This window comes from Leisingera sp. MMG026, from assembly GCF_021654205.1.
Classification (GTDB): domain Bacteria; phylum Pseudomonadota; class Alphaproteobacteria; order Rhodobacterales; family Rhodobacteraceae; genus Leisingera.
The window spans coordinates 1-6,668 of sequence record NZ_JAKFZM010000088.1; the positions used below are offsets into that span (position 1 = coordinate 1).

Here is a 6,668-nt window from a genome sequence, read left to right on the forward strand (position 1 = left end):
GTTCCAAGTGCATGGACCCCAGCTTCAGCCGCGCAAGCTTCCCGTGGTGTTCAGCGCCAAGGAAGTAGCAGCACTGCTGCGGGTCGCGCCTGGACCGGGGCTGAAGTACCGGGCGGCGCTCAGCATTTCCTATGGGGCCGGGGTCAGAGCACCTGAAGCCTGCAATCTCAAGTTCAGCGATATCGATAGCGACCAGATGCTGATCCATGTCTAACAGGGCAAGGGGCGGAAGGACCGGAAGGTCATGCTGTCGCCGGGATTGCTGAACCCACTGCGCGAGTACTGGCGCGAGGCGCGGCCCTAGGGCTGATTGTTTCCGGGCAAGCCCAAGATCAACCCCCTCTCGTCGCGCCAGCTCCACCGCGCCTTCAGCTCGGCAAAGCTCATCGCGGAGATCAAGAAGCCGGGCAGCACGCTGCACACACTGCGGCATAGCTTCGCGACGCACCTTCTGGAGGCCGGGACGGACGTGCGGGTGATTCAGGTGCTGCTCGGGCATGCCAAACTCGAGACCACGGAACGCTACACACATGTCGCCACGAAGCTGATCCGTGACACGGCGAGCGTGAAAGGCTGATCTCCGAGACAGAGGCCGTTCGCCTGGTCGGGCTTGGACTAGCAGTGAGCGGGACAGAGCGAACATTCGCCGTGGTTGAGGCCGTGGCCGCTTTCGGAAACCGCTGTGTCAAAAGCAATCGGAGTTTTGCTAACCGCTATGGCGCCGATCAAAAATCTAGTCGCCACGATGAGTTTCTCCCTTGACGTTACGCTGCCACTGCAGCGCAACAGAGATCATCCGAACGTCACCAGATCGCGTTCACCAGACGGTCACACTGCAAAGACGTTTAAAAAAGAATGAGTCTTTGCGCCACGTGAACTCTGCCTTAAGCTATCTAGATGTTGCTGTATTCAATCTTAAGTTTAAGACTAATACAAAAGGGGGGAATGCATGGCTTTCCAAAAGGAACTTCTGCAAGGCGAAGCGATCACGTCGATTGAATTCATAGAGGCTCTATGCGATGAGACGTCGCTGGTTCAGGAAACAGACGACGCATTAAGACGGCGAAGCAATCAAACACTGAGTTGGATGCAGCCCGGCCTCGTCTATCCCGCTCCCTTTCAATGCGCGATCAACTTGCTCAGCCTTCCCGACAGCCTAAGCCGAACACAATTTGCTGACGTCCTGTCGGAGGCCCGAAGCTTTATTCACAGTGAATGCGGTGGTCTGCACGGCAGTGTATGCTTGGCGTTCAGGCCAAGTTTTTGGAAAAGCATTTGTGCAGAAGAGGGCCTGTCCCCGCCAAGCGATATAGGCTTTTCCCAGTCGCTCGAGGGCGGTGATGCGCCTGAGGTCGTGGCGCGATCGAGTGGTGTTTTGCAGGACAGCCCGGTTCTTGCCTGGTTTCTGGTCAAGGCGGATACGGAGGACGCGGTTCAGGAAATTGTGGAGTGTGTCGTTGGTCAGTTGCAAGATTTGGGTGTTGCTGCGGAGGCGTTTGACTGTGTCTTCATGAGCAGCCGCCATCGCGATGACACTGGCTGCCCCGCGCATGGAGGTCGCGTGTTAGGCGGCAGGTTTAGCGAAAACTTGCGTAATCCGTCCTCTCCTTCTGAAATCCTAGAGCATGTTCTCATCGGCAAGGAGAACCCTGCCTCAGCAGGCGGGGCCTTCGTGTTCACCCAGAGGTTTCACTTGAATTGGCCGGAGGTCAATTCGCGCACTTCAAGCGAGGTTGAAAAGCTGATTGGACGCGAACCTCACAGCAACGAACTCATTCCGTCTTTTGATGCCCGTTCCCACATCCGTTCGTCACACACCTATGACGCAGACGGCCATACGATCAAACTGCTGCGGATCGGCTTGCCATTCGGCACCAGAGGAGAAATGGCACCCTCTTCGCCCTTAATTGATGGCGTACGATCAGCATCCACAACCGACGAGGCAGGTATCTATTTCATTGGTATGGCCAAAACCGCAGACCGCATTGAACGGGTCTTGGAATCGCAATTCGGATCACCGACAGATGATGGCTTCGGTCGTGATCGATTGCTGAACAGTGGCGTGCTTAAATCCGATTTGGGGGCGTTCTTTTATGCACCGAACCTTAGGGAACTGGCGCCTAAACGCATCGTCGCGGATGTCCAGGCAAGGGCGAAGAAACCTCAATCTGACTGGAAACGGTTTCCGGCGATAGATTGGGACCGGTTTAATCGCCACTACAAAGACAGGTCAAAAAACGGATGGATGTACTACAATCATCAGGACTATCTTTACCACATTGGAACACGGTCTGCTGGTGCCAAGGACCTGCCAAGCCCGATCTCGATGCGGGTTCAATTTCTGCTGGAGCGCATGTTCGCGAGGTGGGACGACACCTGGTATCGATCTCAAAAACCCGAGGAGCTAGCCCCTCTTCGCCAGCAACTGGAACGTTTTTTTAGCCATCCGGACAACCGCGATGAATGCGAAAAAGTGGCAGCAGAGAATGGTGTGGCGTTTGACGATGCGGTTGGTGCAGCGACCAATGCGATCATGGACAGCTCCATTGCAATTCGCGCTGCTTGGGCGAAGCGCCTGCTGTGCTGGCTTGCGGCTCGGAAAGACGGGATTGGTGGGCGTGGCAAGGGCGGCATGGATACCGCTGATGTTCACCCGCTCGACCTACTTGCTGGTTCAATGCCGGCGCAGTCCCTTTCTCAAGGCCGTTACTTTATCAATTACGCGAGAGATGACGACGAAGAAGCCGAGCGATATCAGTGGTATGCCATGGGACTCGGGCCGAACTCTGGCGTTGGTCATGTAGTGCCCGGTTATGACGTCTTGTTGCAGGGTGGAATTTCTGGAGTTGAAAAGCAGATTGGCGATGCAGAAGACACTCTGAGAAAAACTGATCCGGAGCGGGCGGCTCAGTCGGTTGACTTCTATGCAGCTTCGCGGATCGCATTGAAAGGTCTCGCCGATCATCTGGCGGGCTTGCGAGAGACGGCCCAAGTCAAGCTCGACGGACTTCGGCAAGGCGAGGATATCGAACGTCAGAACCTGCAAGACCTGATAAACCGTCTTACCTGGTTGGCGAGCGGCCACCCGCCACGCAACGTGTTGGAAGCGCTGCAACTCGTTTTTACGGGCCATTCTACATTGCATCTTTGCGGTGAGCCGGTGGCCGTCGGCCGGTTGGACCGGCTCTTGCGCCCATTCTTTGAAAACGGCCAGCAAGACAAGAGTGCATTGCAGGAGGCAATTGACTGCTTTTGGATAAAGCTAGCTGAAAAAGCTCTACTCAATCGTATTTTTATCGACGACCGTCAAGAGATTGGCAACATGGCGATGGGGCACCGCGCTGGGTCTTACCCCAAGGGGCAGAGTGTCAATCAGTGGATTCAGCAACTGACGGTCGGCGGTAAGAATCCAGATGGAAGTTTTGAGCATTCGGAAGTCACGATTGCTTGCTTGCAGGCCTCGGCCCGTTTGCCATTCAACGCGCCTGTTTTGTCGTTACGTGTTTCTCGGGACATGCCAAAAGATTGGCGAACCCGGCTCATCCGGCTGGCGGCTTTCGGCCAAATGAGTGGCGGGGCGAGCCCCATCTTGATGCATGACGATAAGATCATCCCGGCGATGGCCAAATCAGGAGACGACTTTGGCCCGCCAGAAGGATCACCGGCAGCCGAGAAATGGTCTTCAACCGTGCGCATAGAAGATGCCCATAATTATGCCGCCGATGGATGTTACGAGCCACAATTCGTCGGTGCCAACTGGTTCACACTTGGTGGCGCGATCATGCTGAAACCGTTGGAATACGCGCTCAACGAGGGCCGTGACATCCAATCTGCCGGCCCGGTGCATCTGCTGGGTCGAAATGTGTCGTTTCGGTCCAAACACGTACGTGATTACGGCAGTTACGATGAGCTGGAGGAGGTCTATTTCAAGCATTTCGCTTGGGGCTACGCCAAACAGATGGAGGGGTCGCTACGAGATTTCGGGCGCATGGAGAGCGTTTGTCCTGCACCGCTACTCAGTCTGTTCATCAACGATTGTCTTAAGAAGGGTCAAGACATCTACGGTGGGGGCGCCCGTTACAATGTTTTCGGGCCCTGTTTCACAGCGCTTGCCAATGCGATCAATGCGTTGTGGGCGATTAAGACTATGTGCTTTGACAAAGAAACGGCCTGTACGACGCTGGAAGAGCTTCTGCCTGCTTTGCTGAGTGACTGGGGAGGCAAAATGATAGATCCACTCATTCATCCGACGATTTTGGCGAAGGATGTCCCAGCTATTCGTGATGCGAGCGAGCGTTTCCAGCATTTGCGATCAATCGCGCTCGATCTGCCGAAATGGGGCAGGAACCAGGGTGATATAGACCTATTTGGCAATCGGATTGCCGCCCGTGTTGCAGCGATTGCGGTTGAGACAATGACCAAGCCAAAACCGGGGCTGGCTGCTCAATATGTGCGATGTGCCGAAACGCTCGGGACGAAAGCGCATCCGTTCGGCGGCTTTTCGATGCAACCCGGCGTAGGCACATTTGCGAGCTATGTCGAGCAAGGAATTGGCTGCAGCGCATCGGCTGATGGGCGTCTCTCGGGTCAGCCGCTGGCGACGGATATGTCACCCAGTCCTTCGCCGCTCGACTTCCCCGCCACGCACGAAAATCAACAAGCGGCAGATGGCGTAAAGGTGCTGGAAGCCATCAGTTCCGATGATTCATTCGGCTTTGCAAATGGCGCTCCAATTGACATCAATGTCTCTGAAGACATGGGCGCGCATCGCCTGTGCGAGATACTGGACGCGTTCGTCGATGGGGCTGGCTCAAACGTTTTGACTGTGACCACTGCTGATCAGGACACGTTCCTAGCGGCCTCGCACTCACCCGAAGCCCACGACCTCCTGCGGGTTCGCATGGGGGGCTGGACCGAAATGTTCGTCGCTATGTACGCCGTACACCAGCAAGTGCATCCCCGTCGACCCTATTCGATTTGACAATACGAAATTTCGTAAGCGGCATGGAGGGATAAATGGCCGACATCTATCAGAAAATTTGGACTGCCGATCAAGAACACAATGGGCTTGAGGCGTTGCGTTCGACTTGGGATCCAGGCGACAGAACCGCCTACGTGAAAGTCGATACAACACCAGCTGAGGCGCGCAACCCAGATCACCGTGTATTGTCCGATCTGTCCATCCCAAATGACAGACGAGAAACTTACGACCTATGCACGAAGCTCTTTAATAACTACGCACTGCCGGAGCGCGCGCGGGAGGTGGACACGCCGGAGGAGCGGACCGAGCGGCACGAATTCATCGAAGCGATCCGAGAAACGCCACCGATGCAGGTTGCAAGAGAGTACATTGCAGAACGCGTCGGAGTAACCATCACGTCGGATCGTTGGCACAATCTGTTGATCGAACAGTGGTTCCGCACTTTTGAAATGGGTGGCGATCCTGAATTATCTGGTTTCGAACACGTCATTGTAGGTGAGCAGGAGGGTGCCAAAGTCCAAGGCTATCATTTCTGGTACAAATATTATCTGGACGACGGATTTGCTCGCGAGGTCGATGGGGGCGACGTCCTCATCCCGGGACTGTCTGATGATCGCATCGTCTACGGTGGATCGAAAGCCGACAGCAGTCAGGACGAGTATCCCGAAAGCGTCACGATTGAGTACCGCTGGTTTGCGCCTGACTACGATGCAGGAGCTGTCAGGCCTTTGTACAAGAGGATTGGCGGGTTCTTTGTGGGGTGCTCGGTTGAGGGGCTTATGGCGCTTGGCACTGTCAGAGCCCATGTGGGAGCCAATGCCCCAAAAACCGCAGTGATTGAGGGCGCGCGCTATGAAATGAAACTGTTTCGATCTGCCAATGAGCGGCATATTCGCACGTTTTACCCCATTTTCCAGCGCGCGGTTGATCCGGTCACGGGCAGCGACGATGCTGTGCGATCGACGCCAACGGCTCCGCGTCCGGTCGGGGCGGGTGAAGAGGGAGACGTGAGGATCATCGCGGCACTAGTTAACCCAGATGGTGACGACCCAGGATCGGAAACCGTGACGGTTGTTAATGCCGGGCCTACGTCCCTATCCACCGAAGGATGGAAGATCGTCGACAAGAACGGCAAAGCATCGCACTTTGACGTAAGCGCATTACAACCCGGTACCCCGCATGTCTTGCGACTTGACGGGAGGGGAGCTCAGCTTTCTAACAACGGTGGGACCATCTCACTTCAGCGGCCTGACGGGGAAATGGTCCATGTCGTCGCCTACTCGAGGGCGCAGGCAAGCCGTCAGAACGCGACTGTGATCTTTCAATAAGGTCCAAGCCTCCGCCAGCTTCCAGCTGACGGGGGCCTTTTGGGGGCTCTGTTGCACAAATCGGCTGATGTCCGGGGTTCCCCTTTCCCCAGACAGACTTATCCCACTGGCTCTGTGATAGGGATGCCGAGCGCGGTGTAGCCGTTCAGAACGGCGATACGGACCTGAAGCTCCGCGACCTGTCGGTCGAAGTCCCGCGCCATGAGGCGCTGCCCCAGCAGTTTCACGCAGTGCATCCACTGACCGGCAGTGCATTGCGAAGCAATGTCACGAGAGGTTTCGTTTCGACGCGGCTTCGGCGGTGGTATCCGCTCCATCGTCGCCAGAGGGCACGACCGAGGTATTTCGATGCCCGCAGT

At 55.9% G+C, this 6,668-nt stretch carries 2 protein-coding genes and 2 pseudogenes; 3 read left to right on the top strand and 1 reads right to left on the bottom strand.

Annotated features, from left to right (window positions below; translation table 11 throughout):
• The 3 genes and pseudogenes from L1069_RS23195 to L1069_RS23205 form a co-directional block, all read left to right on the top strand.
• Positions 1–577, top strand: a pseudogene (locus tag L1069_RS23195) (tyrosine-type recombinase/integrase); the annotation flags it as partial.
• Positions 578–949: 372 nt separating this feature from the next.
• Positions 950–4,981: a Dyp-type peroxidase gene (locus tag L1069_RS23200; protein ID WP_237457220.1), complete on the top strand. Its 4,032-nt coding sequence runs from the start codon at positions 950–952 to the stop codon at positions 4,979–4,981.
• Positions 4,982–5,016: 35 nt separating this feature from the next.
• Complete coding sequence (locus L1069_RS23205; RefSeq protein WP_237457221.1) at positions 5,017–6,309, top strand: hypothetical protein; 1,293 nt, start codon at positions 5,017–5,019, stop codon at positions 6,307–6,309.
• 98 nt (positions 6,310–6,407) lie between these two features.
• Here L1069_RS23205 and L1069_RS23210 read toward each other — a convergent pair.
• Positions 6,408–6,668, bottom strand: a pseudogene (locus L1069_RS23210) (hypothetical protein); the annotation flags it as partial.

Coding starts and splice junctions, on each gene's coding strand:
- L1069_RS23200 (WP_237457220.1), top strand. CDS start 950: ATGGCTTTCCAAAAGGAACTTCTGCAAGGCGAAGCGATCACGTCGATT.
- L1069_RS23205 (WP_237457221.1), top strand. CDS start 5,017: ATGGCCGACATCTATCAGAAAATTTGGACTGCCGATCAAGAACACAAT.